Below are 21,367 nucleotides of genomic sequence, written 5' to 3'. Positions count from 1 at the left end.
ACCTTAGGAATTGATGCACATCAGGAAACCCGCACAGAATCTCATTTCAATGGTATTCTTGGCGCTTATCCGCACGAACGACACACTCAAGGACAGTCGAGCGACAGTGAATATGGCCGATACCACACAACCCACGTTTTTCATCCATGATTATGAAACCTTCGGCAAACATCCTGCCCGCGATCGCCCGGCGCAGTTTGCCGGTGTGCGTACCGATATGGACTTCAATATCATTGGTGAGCCGCTGGTGATTTACTGCCAGCCCACGGATGACTACCTGCCCGAACCGGAAGCGGTGCTTATCACTGGCATTACGCCGCAAATCGCGCAAGCCAAAGGGGTTTGCGAAGCGGAATTTGCGCGCCAGATTCATGCTGCCTTCAGCGTGCCGGACACCTGCATCATGGGTTACAACAATATTCGCTTCGACGATGAGGTGAGCCGCAACATTTTTTACCGCAATTTCTACGATCCCTACGCATACAGCTGGCAGCACGGCAATTCCCGCTGGGATTTGCTGGATGCGCTGCGCGCCTGCTACGCTTTGCGCCCGGACGGTATCGAGTGGCCGTTGAATGATGATGGTTTGCCCAGTTTTCGTCTGGAACACCTGACACAGGCCAATGGCGTAGCGCACGAACACGCCCACGATGCCATGTCCGATGTGTATGCCACCATTGCTATGGCGAAGTTGTTTAAGCACGCTCAGCCGAAACTGTTCCAGTATCTGTTTGCCTTACGCAATAAAAACAAGGTAAGCCAGCTTATCGATATTCCCCAAATGAAGCCGCTGGTGCATGTCAGCGGGATGTTTGGCGCGGCGCGCGGCAATACCAGTTGGGTTGTGCCGCTGGCCTGGCACCCGGAAAACCGCAATGCGGTCATCCTGTGCGACTTGGCCGGTGATATCACCCCGCTGCTTGAGCTGGATGCTGATGCGCTCCGTGAACGGCTCTATACCCCGCGTGAGCGTCTGGCTCCCGAGCAAAGCCCGGCCCCCGTTAAACTGGTGCATATCAATAAATGCCCGGTGCTGGCTCCCGCCAACACACTGCGCCCAGAAGATGCAGAACGACTGGGGATCGATCGCCAGCGCTGTCTTGATAATCTGGCGGTGTTACGTCAACGCAGCGATCTGCGAGAAAAAGTGGTTGCGCTCTATGCCGATGCGCCGCCCTTCACGCCGGACAGTGACGTAGATATGCGGTTATATGATGGCTTTTTTGGCGATGCCGACCGGGCTGCCATGAACATTATTCAGCAGACGGCAGCAAAGAACCTGCCTGCCTTGGATTTGTCCTTCAATGACAATCGCATCGCGCACTTATTATTCCGTTATCGCGCCAGAAACTTTCCCGGCACGTTGGATGACAGTGAGCAACAGCGGTGGTTACAGCACCGCAAAGCGGCATTCACCCCCGAGCATCTTCAAGACTATGTCTCACACCTGCAAGAGCTTTATGCTCAGCACGAAGACGACAAACGCAAAGCTGAACTGCTAAAAGCTCTGTTTGTCTATACGCAGACGTTGGTGGGTTGAAACCGATACGCTGCGTCAAAGCATAAAAAAACCGGTTCACAGCGTGAACCGGTTCAAGGTCAAACAGTGGATTACCCGCTATAGCATTACAGCAGCTCTTCGCTGCACTGCGGCACCGGCTCACGGAAAGTGCGTGTCACAAACGCCAGGTAGATCAGGCCAATAGACGCCCAGATCAACCCCAACGTCATGGAACTTTTCTCCAGATTAAGCCACAGCGCGCCCACCGCCAATGCGCCTAACAGCGGCAACACCAGATAGTGGAAGGTGTCTTTCAGCGTGCGGTTACGGCCTTCACGCAGATAGAACTGCGAAATCACCGACAGGTTAACAAAGGTGAATGCCACCAGCGCACCAAAGTTAATCAACGCCGTTGCCACTTCCAGATCGAAAGAGACCGCAGAGAGCGCCACCACACCGACCAGCAGTACGTTCAGTGATGGCGTGCGCCATTGTGGGTGGATATAGCCGAAGAAGCGTTCTGGGAACACACCGTCACGCCCCATAACATACATCAGGCGCGATACCCCCGCATGCGCGGCCATACCGGAAGCCAGCACGGTAACGCAGGAGAACACCAGAATAATCGATTGGAAGAATTTCCCCGCCACGTACAGCATGATTTCCGGCTGCGAGGATTCTGGCGAATTGAATCGAGCAACGTCTGGGAAATAGAGTTGCAGGAAGTATGACACCACGATAAAGATCACGCCGCCAATCAGTGCGGTCAGGAATATTGCTTTCGGGATCACGCGTCCGGCATCCGGGGTCTCTTCTGACAACGAACTGATGCCGTCAAAGCCCAGGAAAGAGAAGCACAGTATGGTCGCGCCAGTGATCATCGGCACAACGTGCGCATTTTCGGACCAGAACGGTCGCGTGCTCACCAACGTACCCGCGCCTTCACCTTGTGAAACACCGTGAATCAGCAAGCCCAGGAACACCGCCATGATCGCCACCTGCACCACCACGATAATCGAGTTCAGATTGGCAACAATGTTGATACCGCGCAGGTTAAACATTGTCATCAGTGCAACCAGCCCTGCCACGAAAATCCAGGCCGGCACCCCGGGGAAAATCGCTTCCAGATAGGTTCTCGCCAGCAAGATATTGATCATCGGCATAAACAGATAATCGAGCAACGAAGACCAGCCAACCATAAAGCCGACGTGCGGGCTGATCGCCTTTTGTGCGTATGTGTAGGCCGAGCCTGCGGAAGGAAAACGGCGCACCAGTTTGCCGTAGCTGACAGCAGTAAACAGGATACCAATCAGTGCAAAGCCATAGGCGGTGGCGACATGGCCATCCGTCAAATTAGTCACGATGCCGAAAGTATCATAAATGGTCATTGGCTGCATGTACGCCAGCCCCATCATAACCACCTGCCACAGTGTCAGGGTTTTTCTTAACTGAGCACGTTGCGAAGCCGGAGCGGCAGTGTTAACAGACATGATAAGCCTCTCCTATTCCCACAACAGACAACGCTGGACCGACAAACGCCGGTGCCCTATTGAGAAATTGCCCCATTTTCCTTTCCTCATCGTGGCCGTTTGGCACACAGAATACTGATTATCTATCCGGATCGATGTCCGGCCTCTTGGTTGAAAACACAGATATTGCGTCATGTATTGATGCAAAAAAATAACCGACGCTAGTGAAGCGTCGGCTATTTACAGGGCGCGTATAATGCCCTAATCGGGGTGTCCTGACAAGCTATAGTGTTATTCTTAATGACATTAGGTAAGATTCTCGCCGACCTAAATGTAAAAAGATATTATTCTATCGGGCACCGCCCAGAATCAATCCTGAAAACGCTTTCTTTTTTGGATTTGCAAGCGCTCCAATTCATAAATCACCTGCTGCAAATCGCGTTCCTGAGAAGCCGAAAGCGCCGGGAATTTAAAGCTCAGCCGTTTCATGACTTTCACTTCGCCTTTGCTGTCAACGACTTTGCTGTCAGCCTGCCCGACCAATTGCATATCGACGCAGAAGAAACCGTATTCATCCAGATCCATCTCGACATTTTCCAGAATGTCGCCTGGAGACATCACATCACTCATATCACGTTCGGTAAACAGCCCCAAACCACCGAGAGAAATATCTTTGATTTCAAACTGAAACGGCGTTTTATCCACCAGTTCACCGCGGCACAGCAGCGGTGGCCACACGGGCGTAGTAATGCGGAAATAGTTTCTGCGCTGTATATAGAAGAGTTCCGGTGGAACCTGGGCCGTGAATGCCGGTAAACCTTGAAAATTAACCGTGCGGGCAATACTGGATTTGAATTCTACTTTTGCGCCCGCCGGCTCAGCCACGAAAGAAAGGTCGCCCGCATACAACGCGCGACTGTTTTCGGTTTCCACGCCACCGAGGTCGAAAATAAACAGGTTATCATCTGGCAACACATCCAGAATCTTACTGATAAATTGCCCGCGCGCATGGTTGACCATCACAGTGATATCATTTTTTTGCAAGTCGCGTAACGTCGCGCAGATAGCCAGTTTATTACGCTTAACAAACTGTTCTTTGGAATTCTGTTCCACCACACCTATCCCCATCATGAAATGAATGGTCAATGCACATCGGCAGCCAATCGCATGAAAAAAACATCACAATAATATCGGCAACGGATCGTTAAACTTTAGCTCAGCCGTAACGGCCCTATCATTGCAGTGCGTGCGGGACATGATGCTGAACCACTTAACGTTACGGTGTGGAGAGGCCTGGCGTCAAGCCAATACGAGTCAGGTATTCAGACCAACAGAGTATTCAGCATCAGCAGCGCCAGAGACACGCTCAATACACCGCCAACACGGGTAGCGATTTGTGCGAACGGCAGTAATGCCAGCCGTTTATTTTATTAAAGCAGCTATCCCCTCTCAATAAATGAGTACATTGGCAACTGTGCATGTGCCCAGCAAAATATGGGCACTCCGCTGGAAACATCAACACCTATCACAGATTTATCACCTGCTCAGGCTACATGCTAAATTCGTGCCCCGCCGCTACCGATAACCGAAAAAATGACAATAAAAGACCGGCTACATCGGTCAATCAACACCGTCACGCAAGGGGCATCTCCATGGGGTTATTCAACAACGCAGTGAAAAACATTAAAATTTCGCACAAGCTCTCTTTAGGCTTCGGCGTGGTATTGCTGTTAGTGGTGTTGGCTTCTTCGCTGAGCGCCATGCGCTTTCATGACATTCGCGTCATCTATGAAAAAACCAATCTGATATACAACATCAATATCGAAGTCTTTCAGGCAAAAATCAACCGACTCAAGTATTTTTATACCCCCGATGATGCCACCCAGACCGTGCTGAGCAATTTCATCAAACATGCTAGCGAACTGGCACAAAGTGCGTATTCACTGCCTTGGCGCCCTGAAGAACAGAACGATCTGCAAGCGCTGGAAGGTATCCTGGCCGATTTCCAACAGGCAATAAAAGCGATGGCCCAAGCGTCTTCGCAAACCGTGGCGCTAAAAAAACAGATTGCTGAACTGGATGGGCAGGACGCCATTGCGCGTTTTCGCGACGGCATCGCCGCACAGCCATTAGGGCTGTCAGAGTACCAACGGGCGGATGATATTGCTTACCTGAGCGCGGCACTCAAGCAGTTAGCCAGTGTGCTGTATCAAAGCGACACCGACGATGCAGCAAAAGCACTGGATGCCCGTTATCAGGCCGCACAGCACGCTTATCAGGCGGTGCTGCCGACACTTCCCGTAGAGACACAGGGACTGCTCGATGTGCTTTGGCGCTATACGCAGCGCTACGTCGCGCTGCATCAGGAACATCACAACGCAATGGCCGTGTTGAAGAAGACAGAAAATGCGGTAAAAGTGGGTGGCGACAAAAGCAGTGCGGTGATTAAATCGCTGATTGCCTCTATCAAAGATCAAAACGACCGACTGGCCTACGGTTCTGCCTACATCACGCTGGTGATAGGTGCCATTGCCGTGTTGATCGGTATGTTAATCACCGTTTATATCGTGCGCCAGATTTCACGCCCGGTGCAACGCAATCTGGCACTGGCGGAACGGATCGCTAGCGGGGATTTGACCGCCACCATCCAGTCCGATAGCAATGATGAACTGGGCAGACTCACGGCAGCCATGGCGCAAATGAACGATCGGTTACATCATGTCATTGCCGATGTGCGCGACAGCGTTGGCCGGGTGTCATCGTCTGCGGCAGAAATTGCCGCAGGCAATAGCGATCTGGCCTCGCGCACCGAGCAACAATCGGCCGCCGTGGTCGAAACTGCTGCCAGTATGGAACAACTAACCTCAACGGTAAAAAACAACACCGATAACGCACGGCACGCCAGCCAAATAGCGTCTGAAGCCGCGCAAAATGCACAGAAAGGCGGAGAGGTGGTGCGCAACGTCGTCACTACCATGGATGATATCGCCGCCAGCGCCAGGAAGATTGCCGATATCACGACAGTGATCAACGGCATCGCGTTCCAGACCAATATTCTGGCGCTCAACGCCGCAGTCGAAGCGGCTCGCGCCGGTGAGCAAGGACGCGGTTTTGCCGTCGTGGCGGGTGAAGTACGAGCGCTCTCGCAGCGCAGTTCTCAGGCTGCCAAGGATATCGCCGCGTTAATCAATGAATCGGTGGAACGTACCGGCGTGGGCAGTAAGTTAGTGGCGGAGGCCGGGCAATCCATGGAAAGCATCGTCAACTCGGTCGCCCGGGTAAACGACATTATGGAAGAGATTTCGTCAGCCTCGGAAGAGCAGAGCCGTGGCATTGAACAGATCTCTCGCGCCATTACGGAGCTGGACAGCACCACGCAGCAAAATGCCACGCTGGTTAGCGCCTCGTCCTCCAGTGCTAACACGCTGGAAGAGCAAGCTATTGTGCTGGCACAACTGATGGCTACCTTCCGGCTTGGCAATACAGAAACGGCGCCACCGTCGCGGTTGGCGCGTCCTGCGACCCAGGCTCTGCCAGCAAAAGCGCCGGTTGCAGGCAATGAGCAGGATTGGACACACTTCTAACGCTGACTTGGCTGCTGCGGGTAAACGCCGCCGCAGCCAACAACGGCATGATTGAATCGCTTACCAAGGCATGGCCATGGGATCGGGGTATTGGTACTCAAACCCCAGTTCACGGCAGATACGCTGCCCGTCAATAATCCGTCCGCCCTGTTCACTTTCGGCGTTGAATTGCGGAGGTACAACGCCGAGCCGATGTGCCTGCTCAGTGTAAAACGCTCGCTTACTGGGATGCTGTGGCGCACAGAGATTATAGCGGTGCCCCCCCGCCGGCAGCTGTAACAACAGCTCAATCGCGGCAACCACATCATCGCGATGCACCAGATTAACACCGACATCCCCATCGGGAAGGTGCGTTTTCCCCGCCAAGAATCGCCCAGGATGCCGATTGGGTCCCACCAGCCCAGCCAGCCGCAGAATATCCACAGAGGTATTGGGCAAAGCATGCAACCATTGCTCTAACTGCACCAAAACGTACCCCGCTGACGTATCAGGATGCAGCGCAGAGGACTCACGCATGGTCCCTGTGCCTTTTCCATACACGGAGGTCGAACTGGTGAACAGGATGCGTGGGACACCGTGTGCCAACGCGCTGTTCACCAATTGTTGAACGGCCAGCAGGTAGTTCTCGCCCCCCTGCGCCGTTCGGCTGGCAGGCAGCGTGATCACTAAAGCATCGACATTCAGTATGCTGTCGAGATCGTCGGCATCACACACCAGTTCCGGCGTTAAGTGCAACGCATAGCAGGCAATCCCACTCATGCGCGCCGCTTCCACACCGTCAGCCGTGGTTTTCGTCCCCGTTACTTGGTAGCCGCGCGCATTGAGCGCCAACGCTAACGGCATGCCTAACCACCCTAACCCTACGATTGACACCTTTTTCATCGACATCACTCCCGGCTGTCTGAAGTTACCTTCTATTCTACTCTCGAATCGCCGCCTCGTATCCGACAAGACGATTTTTCGCTTTCTGTACCCACAGCGCGACCCGGAAAAATGCAGCGTTGCGTAAAACCCTAGCATCGTTCTAACCCACACCATTCGCTGGCAGATTATCCTATTTAATCCATTAACTACCGCCGATAATGTGACTATTTATCATTGCAGTTACAAAATTCGCTTGTGCATTTTCCGTAAATAAGCGGGGCAACGCCGTGCAAAACAAAAAAAGGTTGCACAACGACAGTGAGATGGTTTAGGTTTATTGGCAATGCAATTAGTGCTGTTTATTTAAGAGAATTTTTTATGTTACGCGTTCTGTCAAACCACCATCATCACCATCATCCTGACTAGTCTTTCAGGCAGTTGGTGCTGGAAGACGTTCGGATCTTCCAGTGGCGCAGAACCTAAAGAGAGCCCTCGGAAGATCATCTTCCGAGGGTTTTTTTATGGCCCAATGATGAACAAAAGTGGTGGTCAGCAGCGCATCCATTTTGACAGGTAAAAGAGGTTTCCATGCTGGATAAAACACGTTTACGCATTGCAATGCAAAAATCAGGCAGACTGAGCGATGATTCCCGGGAATTGCTGGCGCGCTGCGGTATTAAAATTAATTTACAGCAGCAGCGTTTAATCGCGTTTGCAGAAAATATGCCTATCGATATCCTGCGGGTGCGTGATGACGATATCCCCGGTTTGGTGATGGATGGCGTGGTCGACCTGGGCATCATCGGCGAAAACGTGCTGGAAGAAGAACTGCTCAACCGCCGGGCGCAAGGGGAAGACCCGCGTTATTTTATGCTGCGTCGCCTCGATTTTGGCGCGTGCCGCCTGTCACTGGCTATGCCGCTGGATGAAGAATACACCGGCCCACAGTGTCTTGATAACAAACGCATCGCTACCTCTTACCCGCACCTGCTCAAAAAGTACTTCGATAAGCAAGGGATCAATTTTAAATCCTGCCTGTTAAACGGTTCGGTGGAAGTCGCGCCGCGCGCCGGATTGGCCGATGCCATTTGCGATCTGGTGTCTACCGGTGCCACGCTGGAAGCAAACGGCCTGCGCGAAGTCGACGTTATCTACCGTTCCAAAGCTTGCCTGATTCAACGTGACGGCGAGATGCCTGCCGAGAAACAGCAGTTGATCGATAAACTGCTGACCCGTATGCAAGGCGTCATTCAGGCACGTGAATCGAAATACATCATGCTGCACGCGCCCAGCGAACGTCTTGATGAAGTGATTGCCTTACTGCCTGGTGCTGAGCGCCCGACTATCCTGCCGCTGGCGGGCGATCAAAGCCGCGTAGCCATGCATATGGTCAGTAGCGAAACCTTGTTCTGGGAAACCATGGAACGACTCAAGACGCTGGGCGCCAGTTCCATTCTGGTGCTGCCTATCGAGAAGATGATGGAGTAACCGCCATGACCAGCCGCAATTTCGATACGCTTATCGCGTGGGAACAGTGCACTGAACAAGAGCGCCAGCAGTTGCTGACCCGCCCGGCTATTTCAGCCTCCGATCGCATCACCCGCAGCGTGAACGAGATTCTCGATCGGGTAAAAGCCGAAGGCGACAGCGCACTGCGCGCTTTCAGTGCCCAGTTTGACAAGGTCGACGTGGAGAGCATTCGCGTTACGCCGGAGCAAATTTCTGCCGCTGCCGCACGCCTGGGCGATGAGATTAAACAGGCGATGGCGGTTGCTGTCGGTAATATCGAGACCTTCCACAACGCGCAGCGTTTACCGCCCGTTGATGTGGAAACCCAGCCGGGCGTGCGCTGCCAGCAAGTGGTGCGTTCTATCGACAGCGTCGGCCTGTATATTCCCGGTGGTTCCGCACCGCTGTTCTCTACGGTGCTGATGCTGGCAACCCCGGCACGTATCGCCGGATGCCGCCGTGTGATTCTCTGCTCTCCTCCGCCGATTGCCGATGAAATTCTGTATGCCGCCCAGTTGTGTGGCGTACAAGAAGTGTTTCAACTGGGTGGCGCGCAGGCCATCGCCGCGATGGCATTTGGCACCGAGAGCGTCCCCCGCGTTGCCAAGATTTTTGGCCCCGGCAATGCTTATGTGACCGAAGCTAAACGGCAAGTGAGTCAACGTCTGGATGGCGCAGCCATCGATATGCCTGCCGGGCCTTCCGAGGTGTTGGTGATCGCTGACAGCGGCGCAACCCCGGCGTTTGTGGCCTCCGACCTGTTATCGCAGGCAGAACACGGTCCGGACTCCCAAGTAATTCTGGTCACACCGGACGCCGAGTTGGCCCGAGCTGTGGCGCAAGCGGTACAGCAGCAGCTTGCCCAATTACCGCGTGCAGAGATCGCGCGTCAGGCGCTGGACAGCAGCCGAGCCATAGTGGCGCGCGATTTGGCGCAGTGCATTGACATCAGTAATCGGTACGGCCCAGAGCACTTGATCATTCAAACCCGCGAACCCGAAGCACTGGTTGCACAAATCACCAGCGCCGGCTCCGTGTTCCTTGGTGACTGGTCACCGGAATCCGCTGGGGATTACGCCTCTGGCACCAACCACGTGCTGCCGACCTATGGCTATACCGCCACCTACTCCAGTCTGGGGCTGGCTGATTTCCAGAAACGGATGACCGTTCAACAGTTAACGCCGCAAGGTTTTCTGCGTCTGGCGCCCACCATTGAGGTGTTGGCTCAGGCAGAGCAACTGGTTGCCCACAAGAATGCCGTCACGCTGCGCGTCGCTGCCCTGAAAGAGAAGGAGTCCCAATGAGCATTGAACAACTGGCCCGTGCCAATGTGCGCACGCTTACGCCGTACCAATCGGCACGCCGTCTGGGCGGCAAAGGTGATGTGTGGCTCAATGCCAATGAATATTTCCAGGCACCGGAATTTCAGCTTACCGCGCAAACATTGAACCGTTATCCTGAATGTCAGCCACCTGTCGTCATTGCGCGTTATGCCGCCTATGCAGGGGTGAAGCCGGAACAGGTGCTGGTCAGTCGCGGTGCAGACGAAGGGATCGAACTGCTGATCCGTGCCTTTTGCGAACCGGGGCAAGATGCCGTGCTGTATTGCCCTCCTACCTACGGCATGTATGGCGTCAGTGCGGAGACGTTAGGCGTTGAACGCCGCACGGTACCCAGCAAAGCGGATTGGCAGTTAGACTTGCCCGCTATTGCAGACAATCTCAATAACGTAAAACTGATTTACGTGTGCAGCCCCAATAACCCAACCGGTAATGTCCTTGACGCAGACGATCTGCGTAAGCTGTTGGCGCTGGCGGCGGGCAAAGCGCTGGTGGTGGTGGATGAAGCCTATATCGAATTCAACCCCGGTTCCACGGTCTCAGGCTGGCTGGCAGACTATCCGCATCTGGTAGTGCTGCGCACCCTGTCCAAAGCGTTTGCGCTGGCAGGGTTACGTTGCGGTTTTACGCTGGCGAATGAACCCGTGATCGCGCTGCTGTTAAAAGTCATCGCACCTTATCCATTGTCAACGCCGGTGGCGGATATCGCCGCGCAAGCGCTGGATGACGCCGGGATCGGCACAATGCGTGAACGCGTCGCAGAGATTGCTGAGAACCGCGCCTGGCTGATGGCCGCGCTGGCACCGTTGCCGTGTGTGGAACGGGTGTTCGACAGCGCCAGCAACTACGTATTGGTACGTTTTTCCGCCGCCAGTAATGTCTTCAAAACGCTGTGGGATCAGGGCATTATTTTACGCGATCAGAACAAACAGCCCGGCCTTTCCGGATGCCTGCGCATCACGATCGGCAGCCGTGGCGAATGCCAGCAGGTGGTTGCTGCGCTGCGCGCCTTATCCGGCACTAACGAGTAATCTTCAGGAGCAGACATGGGACAGAAATTTCTTTTTATTGACCGCGACGGCACGCTGATTGCCGAGCCGCCGCAAGACTTCCAGGTTGACCGTTTAGATAAACTGGCGCTGGAGCCTGACGTCATCCCTTCCCTGCTGAGCTTGCAGAAAGCCGGTTTCAAGCTGGTGATGATCACCAATCAAGACGGACTTGGCACGCCCAGTTTCCCGCAAGAAACCTTTGATCCGCCGCACCAGTTGATGATGCAGATTCTTACCTCACAGGGCATCGAATTTGACGAGGTGCTGATTTGTCCGCACCTTCCGGCGGATAACTGTGCGTGTCGCAAACCTAAAACCGCGCTGGTGGATGCCTTTTTGCAACAGAACCCGATGGACAGCGCTAACAGTTACGTGATTGGCGATCGCGAAACGGACGTGCAGTTGGCGCAAAACATGGGGATCACTGGGTTACGCTATCAGCGTGATGGACTTAACTGGCAGAGCATCACCGACAAGCTCACCCAACGCAACCGCCATGCGCTGGTCAATCGCGTGACGCGGGAAACCGCCATTAATGTCGAAGTGTGGCTGGATCAGGAAGGCAGCAGCAAGATCCACACCGGCGTCGGTTTCTTCGATCATATGCTTGACCAGATTGCCACTCACGGCGGGTTCCGTATGAACATCGACGTGAAAGGCGATCTTTACATCGACGATCACCACACGGTGGAAGACACCGGTCTCGCGTTGGGCGAAGCGCTTAACAAAGCGCTGGGCGACAAGCGAGGTATCGGTCGCTTTGGTTTTGTGTTGCCAATGGATGAGTGTCTGGCACGCTGCGCGCTGGATATTTCCGGGCGTCCGCATTTGGAATATAAAGCCGAATTTAACTACCAGCGCGTGGGCGATTTAAGCACGGAAATGGTTGAGCACTTCTTCCGCTCTCTCTCCTATGCCATGGGGTGCACGCTGCATTTGAGAACCAAAGGCCGTAACGATCACCATCGTGTAGAAAGCCTATTCAAAGTGTTTGGCCGCACGCTGCGCCAAGCCATTCGCGTGGAGGGTGACACGCTGCCCAGTTCGAAAGGGGTGTTGTGATGAACGTGGTGATTCTCGATACCGGTTGCGCCAATCTCGCCTCCGTCACCTACGCGGTGCGCCGCCTAGGCTATGACCCGGTGGTGAGCCGCGACGCTGAGGTCGTGCTGCGCGCCGACAAACTGTTTCTGCCCGGCGTCGGCACCGCACAGGCTGCTATGAACCAGCTTACCGCCCGTGACTTGATTCCGCTGATCAAAGCCTGCACCCAACCGGTGCTTGGTATCTGCCTCGGCATGCAACTGCTCGGCACTGCCAGCGATGAGAACGGCGGCATTGATACGTTGAATATCATTCCGGCTGCGGTAAAAAAAATGCAGGATCGCGGCCTGCCGCTACCGCACATGGGCTGGAATCAGGTCACGCCGCAGGCAGGGCACCGTCTGTTCCAAGGCATTGATGACGGCGCCTACTTCTACTTTGTGCACGGCTATGCCATGCCGGTATGCGCCAACACCATCGCACAAGCAGAGTATGGTGAGGCATTTACCGCCGCAGTACAGAAGGACAACTTCTACGGCGTGCAATTTCACCCAGAACGCTCTGGAGCCGCTGGCGCTCAGTTGCTGAAAAATTTTCTGGAGATGTAATCAGCATGATTATCCCCGCACTCGATCTTATCGACGGACAGGTGGTTCGTCTTCATCAGGGTGACTACGGTCAGCAACGCCAGTATGGCAGCGATCCCCTGCCCCGTTTGCAAGCCTATCAGCAACAGGGCGCTGAGGTGTTGCATCTGGTGGATTTAACCGGCGCAAAAGATCCGGCAGCACGCCAGATCCCGTTACTGAAAACCCTGTTAGCAGGCGTCAATGTGCCGGTACAGGTGGGTGGCGGTATCCGTACCGAGCAAGATGTCGTTGCGCTGTTAGAAGCCGGAGCGACCCGCGTCGTGATTGGCTCTACCGCCGTTAAACAGCCTGAGTTGGTACAGGCGTGGTTTACCCGTTACGGTGCTGATGCTTTGGTGCTGGCGCTCGACGTGCGTATCGATAACGCAGGCGCCAAACAGGTTGCCATCAGTGGCTGGCAGGAAAATTCCGGTGTCACGCTGGAACAGGTTATCGAACAATATCAGCCCGTTGGTCTGAAACACGTACTGTGTACCGACATTTCCCGAGACGGTACGCTGAGCGGTTCCAACGTGGAACTCTATCGCGCGGTGTGCCAACGTTATCCGCAGATTGCGTTCCAGGCTTCTGGCGGCATTGGCGGATTGCAGGATATTGCTAATCTGCGCGGCAGCGGTGTGCAAGGCGTAATCGTCGGACGAGCGTTGCTCGAAGGCAAATTCAATGTAACGGAGGCTATCGCATGCTGGCAAAACGGATAATTCCCTGTCTCGACGTGCGTGACGGTCAGGTGGTAAAAGGGGTGCAGTTTCGCAACCACGAAATCATCGGCGATATCGTTCCGTTAGCACAGCGTTATGCGCAGGAAGGCGCAGACGAATTGGTCTTTTACGATATCACTGCGTCGTCTGACGGGCGTGTGGTCGATAAAAGCTGGGTATCCCGCGTGGCAGAAGTGATCGATATCCCCTTCTGCGTAGCCGGTGGTATCAAAAGCGTCGAAGATGCCGGACAAATCCTCTCATTTGGTGCCGATAAAATTTCAATCAATTCCCCGGCGTTGGCCGATCCTACCTTGATCACCCGCCTTGCCGACCGTTATGGCGTGCAGTGCATCGTGGTGGGTATCGATACCTGGTATGACAGCGCTACCGGGCGTTATCATGTGAATCAGTATACCGGTGATGAAACTCGCACCCGAGTTACCCAGTGGGAAACGCTGGATTGGGTGCAGGAAGTGCAACAGCGCGGTGCCGGCGAAATTGTGCTGAACATGATGAATCAGGATGGCGTGCGCAACGGTTACGATCTGGAACAGCTGAAATTGGTGCGCGAACGCTGCCATGTTCCTTTGATCGCCTCTGGCGGGGCCGGTACGCCGGAGCACTTTTTACACGCCTTTGAGCAGGCTCAGGTAGACGGTGCGCTGGCTGCTTCAGTATTCCATAAGCAAATCATCAATATTGGCGAATTAAAGCAATACCTTAAGCAACAAGGTGTGGAGATCAGAGCGTGTTAAGCCAACAACAGAGAGCCCAACTTGATTGGGAAAAAACCGACGGGATGATCCCCGCCATTGTGCAACATGCGGTATCCGGCGAAGTATTGATGCTGGGGTACATGAATCAGGCGGCGCTGGAAACGACTGAGCAGAGCGGCAAGGTCACCTTTTATTCCCGCACGAAACAACGGCTGTGGACCAAGGGAGAATCTTCCGGCCACTTCCTTAACGTAGTGAGCATTACGCCAGACTGTGACAATGACAGCCTGCTGGTGCTGGCGAATCCCATCGGTCCGACCTGCCACCAAGGCACCAGCAGCTGTTTTGCCCCGGCGCAGCACGAGTGGTTGTTTCTGCATCAGCTTGAGCAATTGTTAGCAAGCCGCAAACAGGCCGACCCTGCCAGCTCATATACGGCAAAACTGTATGCCAGCGGCACCAAACGCATTGCGCAGAAAGTCGGCGAAGAAGGGCTGGAGACCGCACTGGCAGCCACCGTACACGATACCGAAGAGTTGACTAACGAAGCCGCTGATTTGATGTATCACCTGCTGGTGTTATTGCAGGATCAGGAACTGGATCTGGCAACCATTATTGGTCGCCTGAAAGCGCGTCATACCAAATAGTACCATCCCCGCAAGGGAAGTTCCGGCCTGGCCCGGAATTTCCCTTTTGCCACTCAGTAGCACTCTATAGCGACGCGTGTGTCAGCAGCGCCGATGATGACAATGTGGTTCCCGGCAACGGTTGTATACGCCGCACTTTAAAGGTATCCATCGCCAAAATCAGTTGCCTTGACTGATCCTCCAGCGAGCGGGTTGCCATCGTCGCTTCCTCTACCAACGATGCATTTTGCTGCGCAACCACTTCCATCTGCGTCACCGCGATATTAACCTGATCGATACCGTGGCTCTGTTCCTGGGATGCCTGCGCGATTTCCTTCATCAGCGCATTAACGTTAATAATCTGCGTTGAAATGGCGGACATGGTTTCACTGGCCTGTGCCGTCAGGTTGGATCCTTCGTTGACGCGCGTATTGGAAGCCACGATCAGCGCATGAATCTCTTTTGACGCTTGCGCACTGCGCTGCGCCAGCGTTCTTACTTCGTTTGCCACTACCGCAAAACCACGCCCTTGTTCACCCGCACGCGCGGCTTCCACGGCGGCGTTCAACGCCAGTATGTTGGTTTGGAACGCAATGCCGTCAATCACACCGAGAATATTGCCAATGCTGTTGGCGCTGGTTGCAATCTCCTGCATTTTCGCCATTACTTCCTGTACTACTTTGTTGCCCTGCTGCGCCGTTTGCGCCACATCTTCCGCTAACGCATGCCCCTGGCGCGCGTTGTCCGCATTGTTACGCACCGTAGCCGTCAGTTGCTCCATGCTGGCCGCAGTTTCCTGTAACGACGCAGCGGACTCCTCGGTACGGCGTGATAAATCTTCATTGCCCTGCGCCAGTTCACGGCTGCCTACGTCTATTTGCTCGCTGGCTTCCCGTACTCGTACCACTGAGTCTGATAATGACTGTTGCATATCGTGCAAGGCGCTGTTTAATCGACCCAGTTCATTCTTCGCCGACGCGGGCAACGTTTGGGTTAAATCCCCCGCCGCGACAAATTCCAGGTGGTTGATGGCGCTGGTGAGCGGTTTGAGCAGCAGCGCACGCAACATCAACCATGACAGCACAATCAACACTACGACAGCGGCGCAACACGCACTAATAAGCCACAGCATACGCACCCGACCTTCTGAAGCCTGCGTAAGCTGATTAACGCCAGCCTGTTGGGCATAGTCGAAATAGGTTTTGTTGGCTTTATCAAATACCGTCCCGAGCTGTTTTAGCTGAGTGACCTGATACTGGTAATAGCGCTCAATATCTCGATTTTTTAACGCATCAAGCATCGGTAAAATGCCATTTTCATAATAATTTTTATAGGCTTGTGCAATATCCTTAGCCAAGATTTCTCCCTGCCCGGTGCCCTGGGTTGCAGCAAAAAAACGGTCTAAATCCTCTTTCGCGGCAATGGCATATTGTCCAGAACGGCCCGCCGCCGCCATGGCATCATCCCACTGCTGCGTTTCCAACGCGCGAATAGCAAAAGACGCCGCTACGCGCACACGCTGCATATTGGTGTTACTGCTCGCCAGATTGCCCAACTCCACACCCTGAATACGATTTAGCACCACGAGCGCATCGTAACTTTTATTGATGGCAATGATTCCCGTGGCGCTTACCAGCAGCAACAGTGCGGCCATCACCCCAAGCAACGCTAATAACCCTGTACGAATCGATATATTTTTCAACATGATATTCCCTTACAAAGTAAACCATAGACTTAATAAGGTTATCGGTTGGCGTAACAAATGGGTTTATCAGCGCGTTACGCTTTTGGCGGAAACCTCGCAATATTGACAACGATTGCAAGATAGTTGAATTTACGGGCAATAAAAAAGGCATCCTTTAACGGATGCCTTTCGAAAAAACCAGACATTACAGTCTGTTGCAAGTAATACCACGGTGTTCCGTACAGATTATCTCGGCGTATCAGCCATAAATATTTGCACGATCGCGCAGTTCTTTACCTGGTTTGAAGTGGGGAACGTATTTACCTTCCAGTTCCACCTTTTCACCGGTTTTCGGATTGCGTCCAACGCGTGGTGCACGGTAGTGAAGTGAAAAACTGCCGAACCCTCGGATCTCAATGCGATCACCATCAGCCAGCGTTGCCGCCATCTGCTCGAGCATCTCTTTCACTGCATCCTCAACCACCTTGGCCGGGATATGAGATTGCTGTCCAGCAAGTCTTTCGATCAGTTCAGACTTGGTCATAATTCCTCCAAGTGCGTGGTTATATCAATATTGGATAGCCACGATTGACTTACTACCGTAACAGAATGAGCCGACCGCATGACCGACTCACTCCACCCTATTACTCGCCTTTAGCGGCTTTGAACGCTTCAGCCATTGCGCTGGAGAAGTTACCTTCTTCCTGTTTGTTATTTACGGTAGCGATAGCGTCTTTTTCATCCGCTTCGTCTTTCGCACGTACAGACAGGCTTACAACACGGTTTTTACGATCAACACCGGTGTATTTGGCTTCAACTTCATCGCCTACGTTCAGAACCAGCGTAGCGTCTTCTACACGGTCACGAGAGGCTTCAGAAGCGCGCAGGTAACCTTCAACGCCATCGGCTAATTCAACTGTAGCACCTTTTGCGTCAACAGCAGTGACTTTACCCGTTACGATCGCACCTTTTTTGTTCAGTGACAGATAGTTATTGAACGGGTCTTCCGCCAGTTGCTTAACGCCCAGGGAGATACGCTCGCGCTCTGCGTCAACTTGCAGAACAACAGCGGCGATTTCGTCACCTTTCTTGTATTCGCGAACGGCTTCTTCGCCAGCCACGTTCCAAGAGATGTCAGACAGGTGTACCAGACCATCGATACCGCCATCCAGACCGATGAAGATACCAAAGTCAGTGATAGACTTGATCTTACCTTCTACGCGGTCACCCTTGTTGTGGGTTTCAGCGAACAGCTGCCACGGGTTGGATTTGCATTGTTTCAGGCCCAGAGAGATACGACGACGTTCTTCGTCGATATCCAGAACCATAACTTCAACCACGTCGCCCACGTTAACCACTTTGGACGGATGGATGTTTTTGTTGGTCCAATCCATTTCGGATACGTGTACCAGACCTTCAACGCCTTCTTCGATTTCTACGAAGCAGCCGTAATCAGTCAGGTTGGTCACACGGCCGGTCAGACGGGTGTTTTCCGGGTAGCGCTTAGCGATAGCAACCCACGGATCCTCGCCCAGCTGTTTCAGGCCCAGGGACACACGAGTACGTTCGCGGTCGAATTTCAGCACTTTTACAGTGATCTCATCGCCAACATTGACGATTTCGCTCGGATGCTTAACGCGTTTCCACGCCATATCAGTGATATGCAGCAGACCATCAACGCCACCCAGGTCAACGAATGCACCGTAGTCAGTGAGGTTCTTAACGATACCTTTAACTTCCATGCCTTCTTGCAGGTTTTCCAGCAGTTGATCGCGCTCAGCGCTGTTCTCGGATTCGATAACGGCACGGCGGGAAACGACAACGTTGTTGCGTTTCTGATCCAGCTTGATCACTTTAAACTCAAGCTCTTTGCCTTCCAGGTGCAGCGTATCGCGAACCGGGCGAACGTCAACCAGAGAACCCGGCAGGAACGCACGGATGCCGTTCAGTTCAACCGTGAAGCCACCTTTCACTTTACCGTTGATAACACCGGTAACGGTCGCAGCTTCTTCGTAGGCTTTTTCCAGCATCAGCCAGGCTTCGTGGCGTTTCGCTTTCTCACGAGACAGCAGGGTCTCGCCGAAACCGTCTTCTACCGCGTCCAGGGCAACGTCAATTTCGTCACCCACCTGGATTTCGAGTTCGCCTTGTGCGTTTTTGAATTGCTCTACCGGAATGGCAGATTCAGATTTCAGACCGGCGTCAACCAGTACGATATCTTTATCAATAGCAACGACAACGCCGCGAACGATGGAACCCGGACGAGTTTCGATTTCTTTCAGCGATTCTTCAAAGAGTTGAGCAAAAGATTCAGTCATGTTGTTAATCTTAAGGGTTTCAATTTAACGTCCATCTGGCATCCTGCTTGATGGGGTTGTTTCACATGCCCTGCTGTTATCCTTACAACAAGGTTAAAAAAACAATACTATACCGCGCCTCAATCAACGCTGTGATTGAGCAAGGATTTCACGCGCATAAGTGAGCGATTTCGCAATAACGTCATCGATAGACATATCGGTAGAATCCAACACCAGCGCGTCTGCGGCGGGGATTAACGGTGCTACCGGACGATTCCGATCGCGCGCATCCCGTTCTTTTATCTCGGACAAAAGACGTTCAAAGTTAACACTAAAGCCTTTTTCCTGCAACTGTAGCATGCGTCGTTGTGCGCGTTCTTCCGCGCTGGCATCCAAAAAAATCTTCACAGGCGCATCGGGGAACACCACGGTTCCCATATCGCGACCGTCCGCCACCAGCCCCGGCGCATCTCGAAACGCGCGCTGACGGCGCAATAAGGCTTCTCTCACGCGCGGAAACGCAGCCGCCTGCGAGGCGGTGTTACCGACCGTTTCATTACGAATTTCGTTACTGACGTCCTCGCCTTCCAAAATCACTTTCAGTTGCCCGTCTTGCGCAACGAAACGCACGTCAAGGTGCGATGCCAACGGCACTAACGCTTCTTCTGAACCGATATCAACCTGATGATGTAAGGCAGCCAAGGCGAGCACGCGATAAATCGCGCCCGAGTCCAACAAATTCCACTGCAATGTTTCTGCCAACGCCTTGCACAGCGTTCCCTTGCCTGCGCCACTCGGCCCATCAACCGTTATTACCGGTGCCGTTACTGCCATCTCTTTCTCCTATTACTCAGGTCAACCGCGGGTCTGTTAGGACTTACGGTGCCTCATTATACGCGCCAACGAGCAAAACCGTTAACCTAACACCCGGAGAAAGATAAAATTTCAGAAGATGCCTTGCAAAACTGAGGGCGGGCCTATGCCCGCCCTACAGGAAAAGGGCAACCCCGCCCGGTTATTAACCGTGGCTCAGACGCGCCAACTGTTGAAAATAGTCCGGGAAAGTTTTTGCCGTACATTTGGGATCGAGAATGGTCACTGGCGTATCGGATAATGCCACCAGCGAGAAGCACATTGCCATACGGTGATCGTTGTAGGTGCCTATCTCGGCAAAACGTAACTGAGGGGCAGGCGTAATGCGAATATAATCGTTCCCCTCTTCCACCGTTGCACCGACTTTGCGCAGCTCAGTCGCCATGGCCGCGAGACGGTCAGTCTCTTTTACGCGCCAATTGTAGATATTGCGCAGCGTCGTGGTGCCGCCCTCGGCAAACAGCGCTGTCGTGGCGATGGTCATGGCCGCATCGGGGATATGGTTCATGTCCATATCGATGGCATGCAGCTCACCGCGCTGACATTCGATATAGTCATCGCCCCAACGGATAATGGCACCCATTTTTTCCAGCACGTCCGCAAAACGGATATCGCCCTGCACGCTGTTGCGCCCCACGCCCGTAACACGGACCGTTCCGCCTTTAATGGCTGCCGCCGCCAGGAAATAGGAGGCGGAGGAGGCATCGCCTTCCACCAGATACTCACCCGGTGCGCGATATTGCTGGTTGCCCTGTACGCTGAAGTGCTGGTAATTCTCGTTGTGCACGTCGACGCCAAAATCTTTCATCATGCGCAGCGTGATATCGATATAGGGCTTGGACACCAGATCGCCTTTGATACTGATGCGGGTGTCTTTGCTCGCCACCGGCGCTGTCATCAGCAACGCGGTCAGGAACTGGCTGGAGACGCTACCATCCACGGCGATCTCACCGCCCTGGAAACCGCCGTGCAGGCGCAATGGCGGATAGTTAGTCTGCTCAAGGTAGTCGATGGTCGCACCGCCTTGGCGCAGCGCATCCACCAGGTGACCGATCGGTCGCTCTTTCATACGCGGCTCGCCGGTCAAAACAATATCACCCTGCGTCAAGCACAAGGCGGCAGCCAGCGGACGCATTGCTGTGCCCGCGTTGCCGAGAAACAGTTCTAACGGTTGCGACGCGGTGAATGGTCCACCAATACCGGTGACATCGCACTCAGTGCGGCTGGGTGAAAGCTGATATTGCACGCCTAACAGTTGCAACGCGTCCAGCATGTGGCGAACGTCATCGCTATCGAGCAGGTTTTTCAAACGCGTCGTCCCCGTTGCCAATGCGGCCAGCAGCAAGGCACGGTTAGAGACGCTTTTCGAACCGGGAAGGTTAATCACACCATCGATCAGGGAAATAGGCTGTAGGGTAAGGGATTCCTGCATGTAACTCTTAACTCCGGTCATC

The 21,367-nt window shown here is 53.7% G+C and carries 19 protein-coding genes and 1 other annotated feature; of the genes, 10 read left to right on the top strand and 9 right to left on the bottom strand.

Annotation, left to right across the window (positions count from 1 at the left end):
* The first annotated feature begins 112 nt into the window (after window positions 1-112).
* The gene (gene sbcB, locus J5224_RS10310; protein WP_264625325.1) at window positions 113-1,540 is read left to right on the top strand and encodes an exodeoxyribonuclease I; all 1,428 of its coding nucleotides are present in this window, start codon (window positions 113-115) and stop codon (window positions 1,538-1,540) included.
* Between the two features lie 86 nt (window positions 1,541-1,626).
* Here sbcB and J5224_RS10305 read toward each other — a convergent pair whose 3' ends face one another.
* From J5224_RS10305 to J5224_RS10295, 3 genes are all read right to left on the bottom strand, one after another.
* The gene (locus J5224_RS10305; protein ID WP_264625287.1) at window positions 1,627-2,991 is read right to left on the bottom strand and encodes an APC family permease; all 1,365 of its coding nucleotides are present in this window, start codon (window positions 2,989-2,991) and stop codon (window positions 1,627-1,629) included.
* 348 nt (window positions 2,992-3,339) lie between these two features.
* Window positions 3,340-4,098: a flagellar brake protein gene (locus J5224_RS10300; RefSeq protein WP_413544666.1), complete on the bottom strand. Its 759-nt coding sequence runs from the start codon at window positions 4,096-4,098 to the stop codon at window positions 3,340-3,342.
* A gap of 194 nt (window positions 4,099-4,292) precedes the next feature.
* Window positions 4,293-4,388, bottom strand: coding sequence for a hypothetical protein (locus J5224_RS10295; RefSeq protein ID WP_264625323.1), 96 nt, complete (start codon window positions 4,386-4,388; stop codon window positions 4,293-4,295).
* Between the two features lie 234 nt (window positions 4,389-4,622).
* Between J5224_RS10295 and J5224_RS10290 the strand changes: the two genes are divergently transcribed.
* Window positions 4,623-6,554: a methyl-accepting chemotaxis protein gene (locus J5224_RS10290; RefSeq protein WP_264625286.1), complete on the top strand. Its 1,932-nt coding sequence runs from the start codon at window positions 4,623-4,625 to the stop codon at window positions 6,552-6,554.
* Between the two features lie 60 nt (window positions 6,555-6,614).
* Here J5224_RS10290 and J5224_RS10285 read toward each other — a convergent pair whose 3' ends face one another.
* A complete protein-coding gene (locus J5224_RS10285; RefSeq protein WP_264625285.1) occupies window positions 6,615-7,436 on the bottom strand; it encodes an SDR family oxidoreductase in 822 nt (273 codons plus the stop codon).
* A 383-nt stretch (window positions 7,437-7,819) separates the two neighbouring features.
* Window positions 7,820-7,941, top strand: a sequence feature (His leader region).
* A 65-nt stretch (window positions 7,942-8,006) separates the two neighbouring features.
* Here J5224_RS10285 and hisG point away from each other — a divergent pair.
* From hisG to hisIE, 8 genes are read left to right on the top strand one after another with little or no spacing between them, the layout of a single operon-like run.
* Window positions 8,007-8,906, top strand: coding sequence for an ATP phosphoribosyltransferase (hisG, locus tag J5224_RS10280; RefSeq protein ID WP_264625284.1), 900 nt, complete (start codon window positions 8,007-8,009; stop codon window positions 8,904-8,906).
* 5 nt (window positions 8,907-8,911) lie between these two features.
* Window positions 8,912-10,231 (top strand): histidinol dehydrogenase, encoded by a 1,320-nt coding sequence (gene hisD / locus J5224_RS10275; protein ID WP_264625283.1) that lies wholly within the window; start codon window positions 8,912-8,914, stop codon window positions 10,229-10,231.
* A complete protein-coding gene (gene hisC / locus J5224_RS10270; RefSeq protein WP_264625282.1) occupies window positions 10,228-11,298 on the top strand; it encodes a histidinol-phosphate transaminase in 1,071 nt (356 codons plus the stop codon). The genes hisD and hisC overlap by 4 nt, the downstream gene beginning before the upstream one ends.
* A gap of 15 nt (window positions 11,299-11,313) precedes the next feature.
* On the top strand, window positions 11,314-12,381 hold the full coding sequence (gene hisB / locus J5224_RS10265; RefSeq protein ID WP_264625281.1) for a bifunctional histidinol-phosphatase/imidazoleglycerol-phosphate dehydratase HisB: 1,068 nt from the start codon (window positions 11,314-11,316) through the stop codon (window positions 12,379-12,381).
* A complete protein-coding gene (gene hisH, locus J5224_RS10260; RefSeq protein WP_264625280.1) occupies window positions 12,381-12,971 on the top strand; it encodes an imidazole glycerol phosphate synthase subunit HisH in 591 nt (196 codons plus the stop codon). The genes hisB and hisH overlap by 1 nt, the downstream gene beginning before the upstream one ends.
* A 5-nt stretch (window positions 12,972-12,976) precedes the next feature.
* Entirely contained in the window at window positions 12,977-13,714 is a 738-nt protein-coding gene (gene hisA, locus J5224_RS10255) for a 1-(5-phosphoribosyl)-5-[(5-phosphoribosylamino)methylideneamino]imidazole-4-carboxamide isomerase (protein WP_264625279.1), read from the top strand.
* Complete coding sequence (gene hisF / locus J5224_RS10250; RefSeq protein WP_264625278.1) at window positions 13,696-14,472, top strand: imidazole glycerol phosphate synthase subunit HisF; 777 nt, start codon at window positions 13,696-13,698, stop codon at window positions 14,470-14,472. The genes hisA and hisF overlap by 19 nt, the downstream gene beginning before the upstream one ends.
* Complete coding sequence (gene hisIE, locus J5224_RS10245) at window positions 14,466-15,080, top strand: bifunctional phosphoribosyl-AMP cyclohydrolase/phosphoribosyl-ATP diphosphatase HisIE (RefSeq protein ID WP_264625277.1); 615 nt, start codon at window positions 14,466-14,468, stop codon at window positions 15,078-15,080. The genes hisF and hisIE overlap by 7 nt, the downstream gene beginning before the upstream one ends.
* A 64-nt stretch (window positions 15,081-15,144) precedes the next feature.
* Here the strand turns inward: hisIE and J5224_RS10240 are convergent, their stop codons facing one another.
* The 5 genes from J5224_RS10240 to aroA all read right to left on the bottom strand — a co-directional run bounded on the left by J5224_RS10240 (window position 15,145) and on the right by aroA (window position 21,345).
* Entirely contained in the window at window positions 15,145-16,764 is a 1,620-nt protein-coding gene (locus tag J5224_RS10240) for a methyl-accepting chemotaxis protein (RefSeq protein ID WP_264625276.1), read from the bottom strand.
* Window positions 16,765-17,002: 238 nt separating this feature from the next.
* Window positions 17,003-17,287, bottom strand: coding sequence for an integration host factor subunit beta (gene ihfB, locus J5224_RS10235; protein WP_195312909.1), 285 nt, complete (start codon window positions 17,285-17,287; stop codon window positions 17,003-17,005).
* Window positions 17,288-17,387: 100 nt separating this feature from the next.
* Window positions 17,388-19,061 (bottom strand): 30S ribosomal protein S1, encoded by a 1,674-nt coding sequence (gene rpsA / locus J5224_RS10230; protein WP_264625275.1) that lies wholly within the window; start codon window positions 19,059-19,061, stop codon window positions 17,388-17,390.
* Between the two features lie 123 nt (window positions 19,062-19,184).
* Window positions 19,185-19,874 carry a (d)CMP kinase gene (gene cmk / locus J5224_RS10225; RefSeq protein WP_264625274.1) on the bottom strand — a complete coding sequence of 230 codons (690 nt, stop codon included), beginning with the start codon at window positions 19,872-19,874 and terminating at the stop codon, window positions 19,185-19,187.
* Between the two features lie 184 nt (window positions 19,875-20,058).
* Window positions 20,059-21,345, bottom strand: coding sequence for a 3-phosphoshikimate 1-carboxyvinyltransferase (aroA, locus tag J5224_RS10220; RefSeq protein WP_264625322.1), 1,287 nt, complete (start codon window positions 21,343-21,345; stop codon window positions 20,059-20,061).
* Window positions 21,346-21,367 lie beyond the last annotated feature (22 nt).

This window comes from Candidatus Symbiopectobacterium sp. NZEC135 (assembly GCF_025962695.1).
This window is presented reverse-complemented; position numbering and strand designations above follow the sequence as displayed.